Origin of the sequence: Herbaspirillum sp. alder98 (genome assembly GCF_020179755.1) — a bacterium.
Lineage (GTDB): Bacteria > Pseudomonadota > Gammaproteobacteria > Burkholderiales > Burkholderiaceae_D > Herbaspirillum.
On sequence record NZ_JAIUCY010000002.1, the window covers coordinates 489,928 to 504,549 of the forward strand.

Sequence of the window (14,622 nt, forward strand, 5' to 3'; positions counted from 1 at the left end):
CCGCCAGTGCGAACGCCAGGTTCACAACACTCACTCATGCTTCTGGCCGGGCTTCACGTTCAAGTCGGTAGACATCTGCTTGTTCAGGCAGACCGTGTTGGGCTCGACGCAGCGATTGACGATGTCGTGGAACAGGCCGGCGTCAACGGTACCGAACAGGCGGGCCGGTTCACGTTCGCTGGGCTTTTCCAGTTGCAGGTAGTCGGCGCGCTTCATGGTGCCGCTCTCTGCCTTGGCCTTCTTGACCCAGTCGTCGAAACCTTGCTGGTCCAGGCCATGGAACTTGAAGCGCATGTGCGAGAAGCCGGCGCCGCTGTAGTTGGCCGAGAAACCTTCGTACTCGCCCGCCTTGTTGATGACGGCGTGCAGCTTGGTTTCCATGCTTGGCATCGCGTAGATCTGTCCTGCCAGCGCCGGGATGAAGAACGAATTCATCACGTTGGAGGCGGTGATCTTGAACTCGATCGGCACATCGACCGGTGCCGCCAGTTCATTGACGGTGGCGATGCCTTGTTCCGGATAGATGAACAGCCACTTCCAGTCCAGTGCCACCACTTCGACCTTCAGGGTCTTGGTCTGCGGCGGGATCGGACGCTCGGCGTCGATGCGCGACAGCGGGCGGTACGGATCCAGCGTGTGGGTCGTGATCCAGGTCAGCAGGCCCAGCGCGATGATGATCAGCAGGGGCGCGCCCCAGATGATCAGTTCGAGCTTGGTCGAGTGATCCCAGTCGGGCTCGTAGGGCGCCGAGGTGTTGCTCTTGCGATAACGCCAGGCAAACAGCACGATCAGCACGAGCACCGGAACGATGATCAGCAACATCAGGATGGTGGAAATGACGATCAGGCGTCCCTGTTGGGAAGCAATATCGCCAGACGGGTTCAACACGACAGTGTTGCACCCTGCCAACAGCAGGGCCGGCAGCAGAAGCAAACCGCGACGCAGTTTTTGAGAAACCATGGAGGAAAAGTCCAGTCGTATGTAGCAGAGCATGCTAATGTAACGGCAATAAAGTGTGTTGGCGATTGGACGTTTTGTCCCACCCTGTCATACAGCCACAGCCAGGATGGGATTTTCGTACTGCGACTAAACCTCTAACAGTGGGAGACAAGCCATGGCAAGCACCAGTATCCGCAACGGTCAAGGTTCCGGCGAATTCAAGCCGCATCCCGACACCCCCCCTTCGAGCCGCGATCATGCGGTCATCGAGCCCGGCGAAATTGCCGTTGGCGTAGTCATCGGACGAGCGTCCGAATATTTCGACTTCTTTGTATATGCGTTAGCGTCGGTAGTAGTGTTCCCGGCCATCTTCTTCCCCTTCGAACAGAAGCTTGAGGGCACGCTTTACGCTTTTGTGATCTTTGCGTTTGCGTTCCTCGCCCGGCCTTTCGGCACGGTGATTTTCATGGCGATACAGCGGGCGTACGGACGTGAGGTGAAGCTGACGCTGGCGCTGTTCCTGCTTGGTCTTTCAACGGCGGGTATTGCCTTGCTGCCAACTTATGATCATATAGGTGTGTGGGCCATCTTGCTGCTGTCGCTGCTGCGCGTCGGCCAGGGTGTCGCTCTGGGCGGCGCCTGGGACGGATTGCCTTCGCTGCTGGCCCTGAACGCCCCCGAAAACAAACGCGGCTGGTATGCCGCACTGGGCCAGCTTGGTGCGCCGATCGGATTTATCATCGCGGCCAGCCTGTTCGCCTACATGCTGGCGAATCTTACCACGGAAGATTTCCTGGATTGGGGCTGGCGTTATCCTTTTTATGTTGCTTTCGCCATCAACGTCGTGGCGCTGTTTGCCCGCCTGCGCCTGGTCTCCACACCCGAGTATGCCAAGCTGCTGGACGAACGCGAACTGGAGCCGGCCAGCATCGGCGAGCTGACCCGCACGCAGGGCCGCAATATCGTCATCGGCGCCCTGGCCGCCCTCGCCAGCTACGCACTGTTCCACCTGGTGACGGTGTTCCCGCTGTCGTGGATCAAGTTGTATTCGCTGCGTGAGCTGGCCGGGTTCCTGACGGTGCAGATTCTCGGCGGCTTCATCATGGCCGTCGGCATCGTGGTGTCAGGTCTGGTGGCCGACCGCTTCGGCCGGCGCACCACGCTGGGCACGCTGGCCCTGCTGATTGCGGTGCTGAGCGCCTTCGTGCCGACCCTGATGAACGGCGGCGAACATGGCCAGAACACCTTCATCCTGCTGGGCTTTGCCTTGCTTGGCCTGTCGTACGGCCAGGCTGCCGGCGCCGTGACGGCCAACTTCCAGCGTCGCTTCCGCTACACCGGTGCGGCGCTGACGCAGGATCTGGCCTGGCTGGTGGGCGCCGGTTTTGCACCCCTGGTCGCACTGGGCCTGTCGGCGCACTTCGGCATGGCCTACGTCAGCTTCTACCTGTTGTCGGGCGCCGTCGGCTCGCTCGCCGCACTGAGTCTGAACCGGGCGCTGGAGGCGCGCGACTGACGCCGGTATCGCAAGTCGGAATGAAAATGCCCGGGGCCTGTGCTCCGGGCATTTTTCTTTGGGAGTGTTGTTTTTAGCGACGCCGATGTGCGTTTTGGTGCCAATTCAGGAGAACCCTGACCCTAAATACGCGCCGACTAGGAGAAACCCTGATTCTTGCCGCCTGACACCGTCCTTACAGTTGAGATGTCGGGGAAAAGTGCTGTCGACGAACAGCGTGGCGTGACGCCACTAGCCCGGCCAGGGGAAACGAAAATGAAAAACAGCAAGTTCAAAGCGATGTGCCTGCCGCTGGCGTTCGTGCTGGCCATGAATACCACCGCACCGGCCACAGCGGCCAATGGCGTGGGCAGCTTAAGCGTCGGATCATCGGTGCTCTCCGTGTGCCTGGTGGTGGGGTCGACCATCGCATTCGGCACCTATAGCAGCACCCAGGTCGACCAGACCGGCAACATCACGGTGATCTGCACCTTCGGCACCAGCTACAACGTGGGCCTGGATGCCGGTAGCGGCACCGGCGCCACCACCGCGGTGCGCAAGCTCACCGGACTCGGTGGCGGGCAGCTCAACTACGCGCTCTACCGCAACGCCGCCCGCACCAGCCTGTGGGGTTCGTCAATCGGCACCGATACCCTGGCCGCCACCGCCACCGGCCTGCTGCAAAACATTACCGTCTATGGCCGCATCGCTGGCGGCCAGGCGCCAGCGGCCGATACCTATACCGATACCGTGACCGTCACCCTCACCTACTGACTGGCCGATTGATCGATCTGTTGGGTCGGCGCCGGCTGCGTGACCACGTTATGCACGAACCGCAGCTTGTCCAGCACCGGCGTCGATAGCGTAAACGGATACGAGTCCGGCATGCCGATGCTGCGATTGAGGCTGTTGAGCACATAGGTCAGCGCAAACCACTCGTGGGCCAGCTCGTCGAATGAGCGGGTTTCCGCCGGTGGCCGGGCGATCTCCAGCCTCTGCTCGGTGCGGTTGCGCGGACGCAGCTGCATGCCGCAGGCAAACGCAGTTTCCAGCGTATCGAACATGTGCAGGTAATGCGCCCAGGTCTCGGCCCAGTCTTCCCAAGGATGGCTGCTGGCGTAGGAGCTGACGAAACGCTCGTTCCATTGCTCAGGCGGCCCCTGGTCGTAGTGGCGCTGCAGGCTGTCGCCATAATCCTGGCGCTCGTCGCCGAACAAGGCGCGAAACGGCTCCAGCCATCCCGTGCCGACCACCAGCCGGTCAAAGTAATAGTGACCGCTCTCGTGACGAAAATGCCCCAGCAACGTGCGATAAGGCTCGGCCATCTGCTCGCGGGCGCGTTCGCGGTATGCCGGATCGGCCTCGGCGATATTGATCGTGATGACGCCATCGGCGTGCCCCGTCAACACCCGCTCGCCGTGCGGCATGTCCTCCAGGAACTCGAAGGCCAGGCCGGTTTCCTGGTCATCGACCTTGGGCACCGGCTGCAGGCGCAGCGTCCACATCGAATGCAGCAGGCGTCGCTTGGCCGTCTCGAGGCGGCCCCACAGCACCCGGTTGCGCTCGTCGTCCAACGACGGGATCACACGCGTCAGGCGGCACGAGGCGCATAGCTCGTTGGGGTCCTGCTCGTCGATCATCCAGTTGCAGATATTCTGGCGCGAGTAATTCGCGCACTGGCGAAACACGCGCCCCTGGTTGACCGCTCGTACGCTGCGCCAGCGCTGCACTGCCGGCGTCGAGCCTGATTGCCCATTATTCTCGTCGAGCGGCAGGTAGCTGTTGATGGCCTGCAGTTCCGGCTGGTAGCCCAGCATCCAGCCGCAGCTGCCGCAGAAGGTATTCTCGAAGAACACCTGGGCGTCACAATTGTCGCAATGGAAGGTTTTCACGGTGGCGGCGGATCAGATGAAATGTTCAGCCACGATACGGGCGGCGTCGGCCACCACGTCGTTGCGCATCGGCGCATTTTCGGCAGTCTGGGTAAAGTAGATCGACAACACCACCGGCGAGGCGTTGTTGCCGGGCCAGATGACGGCCACATCGTTGGTGGTGCCGTAGTCGCCCGAGCCGGTCTTGTCGCCGACCTGCCAGTCGCGCGGCAGCGCCGCCCGGATGCGCGTGCCGCCGGTGGTGTTGCCGCGCATCCAATCGATCAGCATGCGCCGCTGCAGCGTCGGCAGCAACTCGCCCAGCGTCAGCTTCTGCAGGGTCTGCGCCATCGCCAGCGGCGTGGTGGTATCGCGGGCGTCACCGGGAATGGCCGTATTCAGCGCCGTCTCGATGCGATCCAGGCGAAACTCGGTGTCGCCGATGCTGCGCGCATAGTCATTGACGGCGCCGATCCCGCCCAGCTCGGCAATGAGCAGGTTGGCGGCAGTGTTGTCGCTGTATTGCAGCCCCGCCGCGCACAGGCCCGATACCGTCATGCCCGCACCCACGGCCTTTTCGGTCACCGGCGAATACGACACCAGGTCCTTGGCGCTGAAGCGCAGGCGCCGCTGCAGCAGGGTCGAATCTTCCAGGCTGCGGTTGAGCACGGCGCCCGCCAGGACCACCTTGAACGTGCTGCAAAACGGAAAACGCTCGCTTTGCCGGTAACCGACGCGGTTCGATGAAGCGCCGCCGGCGTTGTCGATCGCCATCACGCCCAGCCGTCCGCCGGACTTCTTCTCGAGCTCGGCCAGTTTCTGTGTGATCAGGGCGTTGTTGTCCGGCTTGGGCGCACCCACGGCGCAGGCGTTGAGGAGTGTCGACAGGCCGCCGGCGATGAGCAAGGTACGGCGATTGGATGAAAGCGTCATGATCAGTTTCTATGTCTTTTTAGTATTTGGTATTGGATGAAAGGCCGGGCCGGCAGCAGACCGTATTAGTCGGGGCGACGGGCATTTGGTTCCAGAATGTCATCGAGCTCAGCCGCACGCAGACCGCCGCGCCCGCCTGAAAAACATTCACCCGAGCGCGGCCTCATGGCATGACCGAAACTGAGACAATACGTGTTCTGAATACAAAAACAAGATCAATCGATGTCATCAGGAGACCGCCATGCCTTCGCTCGCCCACGCCGCCCCTCGCCCGCCCGCCGATTCGCCGGCCCGGTTATCCGACTTTGCCCGCTCGGTGCGCCATCCCGGCCCGCCCGAACCTGAACGCGTGGTCAGCCTGGCTGGCCAGGCCAGAGCGCTCGAGTTCACGCTGGAAGCCGGACGCTCGCTGCGCGACGCCATCAGCATCGCGCTGGCGGCGGCCGGCATTGAAGGCGGCACGGTGCGCTTCGAGAACCTTGCGGTGAGCGCGCATCACTTCCTGATGCCGGCGCTGCCGGTGGACGACCAGCATGCCGCGTTCTACAGCGCGCCGCATGCCATCGAAGAAGGAACGGTGATCGAATATGCCTGCGCCACGTATGGCCGGCGCGACGGCGAACCATTCGTGCACTGCCATGCCATCTGGCGTGGCCGCGACGGCCAGCGCCAGGGCGGCCACCTGATGACGGACCAGACCATCATCGGCGCCGCCTGCATCGCCCGTGCATGGGGCGTAGGCAACGCCACCATGGCGACCCGCTACGACCCCGAAACCAATTTCACGCTGTTCTACCCCACCCGCCTGGCGCCTGAAGACGATACGGCCAAGGAGGCCGGTGCAAGGGTAATACTGGCACGCATCCGTCCCGACCAGGACCTGACCACCGCGGTCGAACAGGCCTGCCGCGCGCATGGCATCGAAAACGCCATCGTGCGCGGCAGCGTGGGCAGCATCATCGGCGCCGAATTCGAGGATGGACGGGTGCTGGAGGATCGCGCCACCGAAATCCTGGTGCGCGCCGGCGAGGTGGTGACCAGCGCCGATGGCTTGCGCGCGCGTCTCGATATCGGGCTGGTCAATCCTGAGGGGAAGGTCTGGGAAGGGGTGCTGGCCCGCGGCCGCAATCCGGTGCTGATCTGCTTCGAACTGGTGCTCGAAGAACAGTGAAGACGCCGCTCAGGCCCCGACCAGCTTCTTGAACGTCGGCAACACGGCATCACCCTTGAACGGCTTGACGATCCAGCCCTTGATGCCGGCCGCCTTGCCGCGTTCCTTCATGATGGGCGAGTTCTCGGTGGTGAGCATGATGATGTTGACTGCCGCATTGCCCAGCTCGCTGCGGATCTTCTCGGCCATGGTCAGGCCATCCATATTGGGCATGTTCACGTCCGACACCACCAGCTTGATGCCGGGATCGCCCTTGAGCTTGGCCAGGCCGTCGCGGCCATCGACCGCCAGGATCACGTCGAGGCCGTTCTTTTTCAGGAAGTCACCGACTTCGGTGCGCACCGTGCTCGAATCGTCTACTACCAGGATCTGTGCCATGAGCTTGTCTCTTTCTGCTTGGTGATAAGGAATGGGGCGGCTCGGCTCAGAACAGCTCGAGCTCGCCGGTGTCGACTTCGATTTCCTGCGCCGACACCGTGAAGTCCATGTCGGCATAGGCCGAGATGCACAACGACACGTGAAAACGCCGGGTATCTGGAATATCCACGGCAAAATGCCGCACGTGCGTGGCGTTGAGCGCTTGCAGGTACGCCGCACAGCGGCTGTCGATCACATTCGGCGTCGACATCCCCAGGTGCGGGAAGAAGTTGCCCAGGTCGCGATTGAGCACGCCGCAGCACAGGTTGCCGCACTCGGCGATGGCATCCATGAAGGCCTGCTCGCCCAGTTCGGCCGGAGCGACCTTGTTGAGCCGCGCAAAATGGGCACGAGTGGCCGCATCCGGCGTGAAATGAAACATCACCATCACCCGGAACAGATACGACGACACTGTCAGGACCACCATCTGGCGCTCGTTGATCTCGGCCAGGTCGGACACCACCGTCAACTCGGCCTGTTCATCGGCCGGCACCAGGCTGCCCCGCAAGGCCTGGCCCAGCAGCAGGTCGAAACCGTCCTGCGCGGCCTGGCTAAGGGTAGCCTGAGCCAGCGCGGACTGACCGGGGGAGGCTTGCGTCATGCCGCCTCCGCCAGGCTTTCGCGCGTGCGGCGGTTGATCTGTTCCAGCCCGATGACGGCGCCGACGATCATCTTGCCGCCCGCCTGCAAGTCCTGGAAGGTGGTGGTGGTGATCAGGTCGTTCTGGTAAAGGTTGGCGCGATAGCTCTTCGACAGTTTCTCGGCGCGCTGCGCCAGGTCCCGCACTTCGGATGCCACCACCGCAAAGCCGCGGCCATGGGCGCCGGCGCGGGCCGCCTCGATGGAGGCGTTGAGCGCGACGATGACGACCTGGTTGACGATCAGCGCAAACTCGTCGTTCTTGCGATGCATCTCGCGATTGTGGGCAATCAGTACGTTCATGTCATCGTGCCAGCGCTCGAAGGTACGCATCAGGCCCAGCAGACGGCTGATGGTGTCTTGCGAGGCATCGCAGTTTTCCATCACGCGCGCCAGTTGCTGCGTATTGCTCGCCCCCAGCTGCAGCACGGTGCGCTGCCCTTCCCCCCGGATCTCTTCGAGCCGCTCTTCATGGTGCAGCAGTTGCTGCTCCAGCAGCGCCCGCTGGGCCGCCACTTCCTGCTGCTGTTGTTCAAGCGCGGCCTGAGCCTGACGGCGCCATTGCTCGACCTGCGCGGTGTCGACCATGCCGGCGCTGCGGCGGCGCTGACGGCGCAACAACAGCGCCAGCGGCACGCCGGCCAGCAACATGCCCGACAACACAAGACCCACTTCAATCATCATCATCTGCTCGCTGGTTGTCGCTCAAGCCACCTGGGGCGTTGCATCGGACGGCAATGGCAGCTCATCCATGCCTTCCGGCCCGCCCACCGGGTACGAAACATCGATCCCGTCGACTTCTACCGCCATGCTTTGCGGCAGCATCACCACGATCTGGAAGTTGCGCCATGCCGCGCCCTCGGCGTGATCGGTAAAGCGCAATTCGATACGGCCCTGCTCGCGGGTGACGAAGTCGACCACCGCATCCATGCCCACGCCACGGCCCGACACTTCGCTCACTTCGCTGCGGGTCGAGAATCCGGGTTGCAGGATCAGGCGGGCAATTTCGGCGTCGGTCAGCGCCTGGTCGACCGTGATCAGGTTCTTCTCGATACCGATGCGGCGCACCTGCTGCATCGCCAGGCCGCGGCCATCATCGGACAGCGCCAGATGCAGCATGTCGTCCATCACCCCCATCTCGATGCGGATGGCGCCGGCGTCCGCCTTGCCGGCTGCGGCGCGCTCCTCGGGCTGTTCCAGGCCGTGGTCCACCGCGTTGCGGATCAGGTGCATGAAGACGTTTTGCAGCAGCGGCGCGGCATAGCCGTGCACCACGTAACCGTTGTCTTCGATCTCGACCTGCGGCGCGCTCTTGCCCAGGTCGGCCGCCAGTTGCGGCAGCGAGTCGGTCACCGGCGCCAGCACCTGTTGCATGGTCTCGGTGCCCAGCAGGCGCAAGGTCTGGCGCACTGCATTGCGCACCGCGACCAGTTCATGCAGGTTGGCGGTATTGACGTGCTCCAGGCGCTGCAGGCTTTCCTGGATGTGGCGGCGGTCCACGGTCAGCGTGTGACGCGTGCGGCCTTCCACCGTTTCGGCCACTGCCACGCCGCGCCCCAGGGTGACCTGGTCGATACGGGCGTAGCGCTCGACCAGCTCGCGCACCTGCGCCAACTGGCGCAGCAGGTGCTGCTGGTCCCAGACCGCGCCGGTGTGGGCATGGCGCAGGTCGTCGTAATACTGCTCGGTGTCGTGCACGGCGTTGGCCAGGTGCAGCAAGCCGTAGGTGCGACCGTTGCCCTTGATGGTGTGCATGTTGCGGAACAGCTTGGCAATCGCGAAGGCGGTGGCCTCCGGGTTCTGGTGCACGATCTGCTCGTTGTCGTCCAGGAAGCGGCGGCTGCCGGCGATGAACTCGCCGAACTTGGCGGCCGGCACGGCCAGGATCTCGCCGATCATTTCCAGCTCGCGCTTCTGTTCGTTGGCTTCGGCCGCCAGCTGGCGCAGTTCGGTCACATCGCGCACGCACAGCATGAGGCGGATCACCATGTCGTTCTCATCGGTGATGGGCGACCAGGCCAGGTCCAGCACCTTGCGGCGGCCATCGGCCATGCGCTTTTCGATCTCGCCCACCATCAGGTGTTCGTTGAAGGTGAAGTTCATCACGTCTTCGCCGATGCAGGCGCCGCCCAGCGCGGCGATCTGTGCCATGGCGTCGGCCCCCAGGCTGGAATCGGCAAACACCAGTTCCATGAAGTCGCGGCCGGCCACGTCGCTGGTCTCGAACACGCTTTCCAGGAAGGCCGAATACTCGGGATGCACGCGATTGCCGTCGACGATGGTCAGGATGCCCTGCGGGATGTTCTGCAGCATCGCCTGCATGTCGGCGGTCTTCTGGCGCACCTGTCCCGAAGCCTCTTCGATCTTCTCGACCATGCCGTTGAAGGCCACGATCGACTGCCCGACTTCATCCATGCGCTGCACCGGCAGGCGCCGCGTGAAGTCCTGACTGGTGGCGATCTCGCGCATCATGCCCGCCATGCGGCTGATGGGGCCGGTGATCTGGCGGTACAGCAGCAGGCCGATGGCCGCCAGCAGCAACACCGCCGCGACGGTCACGATGGTGATGGTGGTGGTGGTGCTGGCCAGCCGGTCGTTGAGCGAGGAGATGGCGGCGTCCTTGAAGCGGCTCTTTTCGATGCGCAGCGTGTTGACGATCCCTTCCAGTTCGCTCTGGTACTGCATCACGCCGCCGAAGAACTGCGCCTGGGCGATCTCGTTCTTGCCGGCCAGCTTGAACTTGGCGGTGGCGTCGATGGCGTTGAAGTATTCGTCCAGGCTATCGCTGGCCTGCTGCACCAGGCCGCGCTGGGCCACGCCCTCGGCTTGCTTGGCCTGGCCTTCCAGCGCGCGTTGCAGGATCGCCTTCTTCTCGGCCAGTTTTTCGTTTTCCTGCGCGACCAGCTGGTCGTCGGACTCGGTCACCATCACCATGGCCGCCAGCTGCACATCCTTGAGTTGGCCCATCAGGTCGGACGATGCCAAGACGCTCGGCATGACGCTCTCGGTGACTGATTTGACGGCGGTGGCGCTGGTGCGCGATTGCTGCATCGCGTAGCCACCAATGCCGGCAATGGCCAGGAACGTAAGCAGGACAAGCAAAGTGATGCGCGCGCGGATAGTCATCGGATTTCCCCTGGTGGTCGCTCGAGCGGCTCCCGGTGAACGGAAACCCGGCTCGACGCTGATGCGGGGCGCATTGTTGCACTCCAGTATTACTGCCGCGTGACAACATTTTTACGGCGCGCGACAGCGTCTTCCTACATCAGCTTGGGTCGCTGTCCGATGGGCAGGCATTGCGGGCAGCTTTACAGTCAGGCATGCCTCGCTACACCGTCAACAGGAGCCCGCCATCATGAACAAGAGCCGAAGTCCGCTTGCAGACGAGTATGCAAACGCTACCGAGACCAATCTCGACCACGCCAGGCCTGACGAACTGGAACGCACTTCGCACGCCGAAGTGGAACCCAAGACCAAGCAGGTCAAGCCCGACGACGAACATCCGCTGTCGGTCGGCAAGCCCTGAACCCGAGAATCGCCCCTGCCCGGAGCCGTGATGCCACAAGCCCATCCCCACCAACAGCCGGACGGCCTGCTGCAGGCAGGTCGCAACTGTTGGCGCCTGGAACATGCCGATCGTTTCAAGTTGCTCATCGATGGGGCGGCGTACTTTCGCGCCTTGCGCGAAACCCTGCTCAAGGCGCGCCATAGCGTCTACATCCTCGGCTGGGATATGGATAGCCGGACCACGCTGGTGCCGGAAGGCACGGACGATGGTTTCCCGGCGCAACTGGGCGACTTCCTGCACGCGCTGGCGGCGGCCCGGCCGCAACTGCACATTCACGTCTTGAACTGGGACTACGCCATGCTCTACGCGCTGGAACGCGAGTGGATGCTGGCCAGGAAGCCCGGGCGCGAGCGTAGCGGGCGCCTGCGTTTTCATACCGATTCGCGCCATCCGGTGGGCGCCTCGCACCACCAGAAGGTGGTGGTGGTGGACGACCGGGTGGCCTTCGTGGGCGGGCTCGACCTGACCCGCTGTCGCTGGGACACCCCCGACCACGCCTGTGACAATCCGTTGCGCCGCGACCCCGACGGCAAGAGCTACGCGCCGTTCCACGACGTGCAGGCCATGGTCGACGGCGACTGTGCGCGGGCGCTGGGCGAACTGGCGCGCCGACGCTGGAAACTGGCTGGCTACAGCCCCTCGCGCCAGGCGCCGGCGCCGACGTCGTCCCACCCCGAGTCCGATCCCTGGCCTGACGATCACGCGCCGGACCTGGAGGATATCGCCGTCGGGATATCGCGCACCGAACCAGCCCATGATGGTCGCGCGGGCGTGTTCGAGGTGCGTCAGTTGTACCTGGATGCGATTGCCGGTGCGCGCCAGTTCCTGTTCTTCGAAAACCAGTATTTCACGTCCAATGTGCTGGCCGATGCGCTCGGCGAGCGACTGCGCGAAAGCGACGGTCCGGAGGTCATGGTGGTGTCGCCGCAGACCCAGAGCGGGTGGCTGGAACAGGCGACGATGGGCGCCCTGCGTGCGCGCATTCATCATCGGCTCAAGGATGCACTGGCCGGTCTGGACGAGCGCGCCGATGCCCGCTATCAGATGTATTGCCCGCAGCTGCCGGGACTTGAAGACGGTTGCCTCAACGTCCACAGCAAGGTGTTTGCAATGGATGACCGCCTGTTCTCGGTCGGCTCGGCCAACATGAGCAACCGCTCGATGGCCTTCGACACCGAATGCAATCTCACCATCGAAGCCAGCGGCGCGCCCGAACGGCGCGACCACATCCGGGCCGCCATCGCCTCGATGCGCAACCGCCTGCTGGCCGAACATCTCGGCACCGAGCCGGTAGTGGTGGCCGAGCGCATCGCCGCCTGCGGCAGCCTGCACCAGACGGTCAGCGCGCTGCATCGCGAGGACACCCGCAATATGGTTCCGCTGCAGCCACGCCTGATTCCCGAGCTGGATGCGCTGACCCCCGAAAACGCTGTCTTCGATCCCGAGCGTCCGATCAGCCCCGATGAAGTGGTCGACGCCTATGTGCCGCACAGCGCCCGCAAACCGGTCCCGCGCCGCATGATCGGCCTCGGCATGCTGGCCGTGTTATTGGTCGCATTTGCGCTGGCGTGGCGCTTCACGCCGCTGAGCGACTGGATCAACCTGGGCTCGCTGATTGCACTGGCCCGCAGCGTCGACAAGATGCCGTTCACGCCGGTGATCGTGATTGCCGCCTTCGTGGTGGCGGGCATGCTGATGGTGCCCATCACGGTGCTCATCGCGGTAGCCGGCGTGGTCTTCGGCCCCATGATGGGTGGCCTCTACGCCATCGCAGGCGTGCTGCTGAGTGCAGCGCTGGGCTTCGTCCTGGGCAACTGGCTGGGTCACGACGCCTTGCGCCAGATGCTGGGGCCGCGCATCAACAACCTCAGTCGCCGCTTTGCCCAGCGCGGCATCGCCGCCATGGCGGTGATTCGCCTGTTGCCGATCGCCCCCTTCACCGTGGTCAATGTGGTGGCCGGCGCATCGCATCTGGGTCTGCGTGACTACATGATCGGCACCTTCGCCGGCATGGCGCCCGGCATCGTGCTGACCGTGATGTTCTCGCACAACCTGGCCGAGGCGATTCGCCACCCGAGCCTGCAATCGGTGCTGGTGCTGGTAGCCGTCACCGCAGCGCTGATGCTGACCGCGTTCGGCTTGCAGAAGCTGCTCAAGCCGCGCGCGCAAAAAAAACGCGCGCGCCCTGACAGCGGCGATCACATGCCGTCCGGCCACCATCTGCCCGCCGAGGCCAAATGACCCAAACCAGCCTGATGCCGCCCCGCGACCCGTTCGCGACGTCAGAGTTGGAGCCGGACCTGGCCCGCACGCATGAACCTGCTGCGCTCAACAATCCCTGGCCGCTAACGGTGGCTACTTACAACATCCATAGCGCCGTCGGCACCGATGGCCTATTCGATCCAGCCCGCATCGGCGCCGTGCTCGACGAGATCGACGCCGACGTGATCGCCCTGCAGGAGGTGCCGCTGGGCGGCTCGCAACAGGTGGACGTGCTCGAGCTGCTGCGTCAACACACCGGTTTTCATTCGGTCTCGGGTCCGACCATGGAATGCCCCGAACGCAGTTATGGCAATGCGGTGTTGAGTCGTTATCCGTTGATCGACAGCCATCGCATCGACCTCTCGTTCGGCAGTCGTGAACCGCGTGGCGCGGTCGATGCCGACATCGATTGTCACGGGCATATGCTGCGGGTGGTGGCCACCCACCTGGGATTGAAGCCGGCCGAACGCCGCCATCAGATTCGCCGGCTGCTGCAGGCCTTCGATACCGACCGGGCGCCGGTGATCCTGATGGGCGATGTCAATGAATGGTTCATGTGGGGCCGCACGCTGCGCTGGCTGGTCTCGCATTTCGAGGCAGCACCGGCGCCGCGCACTTTTCCGTCGCGCTGGCCGTTGTTTTCACTGGACCGGATCTGGATCAGTCCGCGCAACCGGCTGCTGCACGTCGAAGTGCATCGCACGCCGCTGGCGCGGGTGGCGTCGGACCACCTGCCGCTCATTGCGCATATCGATGCTTAGGATCCGCCAAGCCGTCGGGGGCCGATATGACGGCCCCACAATTTGAAGGCCAGCGCCCCCCAGATCAACAGCACCAGGGTATTGGCCGGCAGCCAGATCATCTGGGTCCAGAAGTAATCGCTGACCCAGTGCGCCACGGTGGCCCGGCAATCGCAATAATCGTCGCCCACCAGTGCGCCGCCGTCGGGACTGACCAAGCTGTTGTACTGGCTCCAGATGAAGGCCTGGAAAAATGGAATCGTGACGAAACCGACGCCGCACCAGCGCCGGGTCTGGCGACTTCGCCGCTGCAGCGCTGCCGAAGATGGAATCGCGCCTGGAATCGGCGTTGCCTGGCCGCCAGCAACGGCCGCTTCTACCCTGCTCACCTCGCCGTGCATAGAACCCCCTTGCACTCGCATGTTTATCCTTCCCCTGTCTCGCCGCGCGCCCGCTCGAACGGCGCCCTGTGCCGCGTGGCGATAGTCATTCCGCCGCCCGGACGGCGGGCGGCTTTATTCATCAGTTCTGTGAAAGGTAAGGCAACGGGAGGGGAAACCGCGATGGCACAGCGTTGGCGACAATTC

At 63.8% G+C, this 14,622-nt stretch carries 14 protein-coding genes; 6 read left to right on the top strand and 8 right to left on the bottom strand.

Annotation, left to right across the window (positions count from 1 at the left end; all coding sequences use genetic code 11):
• Window positions 1–30 precede the first annotated feature (30 nt).
• Window positions 31–960 carry a ubiquinol oxidase subunit II gene (gene cyoA / locus LBW87_RS06935; protein WP_225200708.1) on the bottom strand — a complete coding sequence of 310 codons (930 nt, stop codon included), beginning with the start codon at window positions 958–960 and terminating at the stop codon, window positions 31–33.
• Window positions 961–1,114: 154 nt separating this feature from the next.
• Here cyoA and LBW87_RS06940 point away from each other — a divergent pair, with 154 nt between their 5' ends.
• Both LBW87_RS06940 and LBW87_RS06945 read left to right on the top strand, forming a co-directional pair.
• The gene (locus tag LBW87_RS06940) at window positions 1,115–2,455 is read left to right on the top strand and encodes an MFS transporter (RefSeq protein WP_225200709.1); all 1,341 of its coding nucleotides are present in this window, start codon (window positions 1,115–1,117) and stop codon (window positions 2,453–2,455) included.
• A gap of 255 nt (window positions 2,456–2,710) precedes the next feature.
• Window positions 2,711–3,208 (top strand): spore coat U domain-containing protein, encoded by a 498-nt coding sequence (locus tag LBW87_RS06945; RefSeq protein ID WP_225200710.1) that lies wholly within the window; start codon window positions 2,711–2,713, stop codon window positions 3,206–3,208.
• Here the strand turns inward: LBW87_RS06945 and LBW87_RS06950 are convergent.
• Window positions 3,202–4,326: a putative zinc-binding metallopeptidase gene (locus tag LBW87_RS06950; protein WP_225200711.1), complete on the bottom strand. Its 1,125-nt coding sequence runs from the start codon at window positions 4,324–4,326 to the stop codon at window positions 3,202–3,204. The genes LBW87_RS06945 and LBW87_RS06950 overlap by 7 nt on opposite strands.
• 12 nt (window positions 4,327–4,338) lie before the next feature.
• On the bottom strand, window positions 4,339–5,238 hold the full coding sequence (bla, locus tag LBW87_RS06955) for a class A beta-lactamase (RefSeq protein WP_225200712.1): 900 nt from the start codon (window positions 5,236–5,238) through the stop codon (window positions 4,339–4,341).
• A gap of 241 nt (window positions 5,239–5,479) precedes the next feature.
• On the opposite strand from bla, the gene LBW87_RS06960 reads away from it, so the two are divergent.
• Entirely contained in the window at window positions 5,480–6,409 is a 930-nt protein-coding gene (locus LBW87_RS06960; protein ID WP_225200713.1) for a PCC domain-containing protein, read from the top strand.
• 9 nt (window positions 6,410–6,418) lie between these two features.
• On the opposite strand, the gene LBW87_RS06965 is transcribed toward LBW87_RS06960, so the two are convergent.
• Genes LBW87_RS06965 through LBW87_RS06980 form a run of 4 tightly spaced genes read right to left on the bottom strand, consistent with a single transcriptional unit; the run spans window position 6,419 to window position 10,591 of the window.
• Window positions 6,419–6,787 carry a response regulator gene (locus LBW87_RS06965; protein ID WP_225200714.1) on the bottom strand — a complete coding sequence of 123 codons (369 nt, stop codon included), beginning with the start codon at window positions 6,785–6,787 and terminating at the stop codon, window positions 6,419–6,421.
• Window positions 6,788–6,833: 46 nt separating this feature from the next.
• A complete protein-coding gene (locus tag LBW87_RS06970; protein ID WP_225200715.1) occupies window positions 6,834–7,427 on the bottom strand; it encodes a hypothetical protein in 594 nt (197 codons plus the stop codon).
• A complete protein-coding gene (locus tag LBW87_RS23885) occupies window positions 7,424–8,146 on the bottom strand; it encodes a methyl-accepting chemotaxis protein (protein ID WP_413927625.1) in 723 nt (240 codons plus the stop codon). The genes LBW87_RS06970 and LBW87_RS23885 overlap by 4 nt, the downstream gene beginning before the upstream one ends.
• A gap of 24 nt (window positions 8,147–8,170) precedes the next feature.
• A complete protein-coding gene (locus LBW87_RS06980) occupies window positions 8,171–10,591 on the bottom strand; it encodes a HAMP domain-containing protein (protein ID WP_225200716.1) in 2,421 nt (806 codons plus the stop codon).
• Between the two features lie 229 nt (window positions 10,592–10,820).
• On the opposite strand from LBW87_RS06980, the gene LBW87_RS06985 reads away from it, so the two are divergent.
• From LBW87_RS06985 to LBW87_RS06995, 3 genes are read left to right on the top strand one after another with little or no spacing between them, the layout of a single operon-like run.
• Window positions 10,821–10,991: a hypothetical protein gene (locus LBW87_RS06985; protein ID WP_225200717.1), complete on the top strand. Its 171-nt coding sequence runs from the start codon at window positions 10,821–10,823 to the stop codon at window positions 10,989–10,991.
• A gap of 30 nt (window positions 10,992–11,021) precedes the next feature.
• Window positions 11,022–13,274 (top strand): VTT domain-containing protein, encoded by a 2,253-nt coding sequence (locus tag LBW87_RS06990; RefSeq protein WP_225200718.1) that lies wholly within the window; start codon window positions 11,022–11,024, stop codon window positions 13,272–13,274.
• The gene (locus LBW87_RS06995; protein ID WP_225200719.1) at window positions 13,271–14,056 is read left to right on the top strand and encodes an endonuclease/exonuclease/phosphatase family protein; all 786 of its coding nucleotides are present in this window, start codon (window positions 13,271–13,273) and stop codon (window positions 14,054–14,056) included. The genes LBW87_RS06990 and LBW87_RS06995 overlap by 4 nt, the downstream gene beginning before the upstream one ends.
• Here the strand turns inward: LBW87_RS06995 and LBW87_RS07000 are convergent.
• Complete coding sequence (locus LBW87_RS07000) at window positions 14,053–14,424, bottom strand: hypothetical protein (RefSeq protein WP_225200720.1); 372 nt, start codon at window positions 14,422–14,424, stop codon at window positions 14,053–14,055. The two genes, LBW87_RS06995 and LBW87_RS07000, sit on opposite strands and share 4 nt — an antisense overlap.
• Window positions 14,425–14,622 lie beyond the last annotated feature (198 nt).

What these genes read in the sequence shown, in the direction of transcription:
- LBW87_RS06990 (WP_225200718.1), top strand. Translation starts at nt 11,022, where the DNA reads ATGCCACAAGCCCATCCCCACCAACAGCCGGACGGCCTGCTGCAGGCA.
- LBW87_RS06980 (WP_225200716.1), bottom strand. Translation starts at nt 10,591, where the DNA reads ATGACTATCCGCGCGCGCATCACTTTGCTTGTCCTGCTTACGTTCCTG.
- LBW87_RS06965 (WP_225200714.1), bottom strand. Translation starts at nt 6,787, where the DNA reads ATGGCACAGATCCTGGTAGTAGACGATTCGAGCACGGTGCGCACCGAA.
- LBW87_RS06940 (WP_225200709.1), top strand. Translation starts at nt 1,115, where the DNA reads ATGGCAAGCACCAGTATCCGCAACGGTCAAGGTTCCGGCGAATTCAAG.
- LBW87_RS06970 (WP_225200715.1), bottom strand. Translation starts at nt 7,427, where the DNA reads ATGACGCAAGCCTCCCCCGGTCAGTCCGCGCTGGCTCAGGCTACCCTT.
- cyoA (WP_225200708.1), bottom strand. Translation starts at nt 960, where the DNA reads ATGGTTTCTCAAAAACTGCGTCGCGGTTTGCTTCTGCTGCCGGCCCTG.
- LBW87_RS06985 (WP_225200717.1), top strand. Translation starts at nt 10,821, where the DNA reads ATGAACAAGAGCCGAAGTCCGCTTGCAGACGAGTATGCAAACGCTACC.
- bla (WP_225200712.1), bottom strand. Translation starts at nt 5,238, where the DNA reads ATGACGCTTTCATCCAATCGCCGTACCTTGCTCATCGCCGGCGGCCTG.
- LBW87_RS06995 (WP_225200719.1), top strand. Translation starts at nt 13,271, where the DNA reads ATGACCCAAACCAGCCTGATGCCGCCCCGCGACCCGTTCGCGACGTCA.
- LBW87_RS23885 (WP_413927625.1), bottom strand. Translation starts at nt 8,146, where the DNA reads ATGATTGAAGTGGGTCTTGTGTTGTCGGGCATGTTGCTGGCCGGCGTG.
- LBW87_RS06945 (WP_225200710.1), top strand. Translation starts at nt 2,711, where the DNA reads ATGAAAAACAGCAAGTTCAAAGCGATGTGCCTGCCGCTGGCGTTCGTG.
- LBW87_RS06960 (WP_225200713.1), top strand. Translation starts at nt 5,480, where the DNA reads ATGCCTTCGCTCGCCCACGCCGCCCCTCGCCCGCCCGCCGATTCGCCG.